This window comes from Pseudomonas sp. HY13-MNA-CIBAN-0226 (assembly GCF_040310305.1).
Classification (GTDB): Bacteria; Pseudomonadota; Gammaproteobacteria; order Pseudomonadales; family Pseudomonadaceae; genus Aquipseudomonas; species Aquipseudomonas gregormendelii.
In genome coordinates, this window is record NZ_JBEOPS010000515.1 from 1 (window position 1) to 246 (window position 246).

Below are 246 nucleotides of genomic sequence, written 5' to 3' on the forward strand. Positions count from 1 at the left end.
GCCCAGGCGGGTTGGCGTTTGCAGAATATTCAATTGCTCACGCCAGAAGGTTTCGGTGCTACCTGCGTCGCGCTGTTGCAGCCAACCGATGTAATCGCGATAACGCCCGGCCGCTTCCGGCACTGCCACACCGGCGTAGCGTTGCAGGACTTCGCCAAATAACCGGGAATTGCTCCAGCCGTCCATCAGGATATGGTGATGGGTATAGATCAACTCGTGACGCTGCTCATCCGTGCGCACCAACAG

Annotated in this window: 1 protein-coding gene; it reads right to left on the minus strand. The window is 58.1% G+C overall.

Translation table 11 applies throughout. The annotated features are described in order from the left end of the window. The coding region (locus AAEZ05_RS29720) for a condensation domain-containing protein (RefSeq protein WP_350650225.1) at positions 1-246 on the minus strand (246 nt) is incomplete at both ends.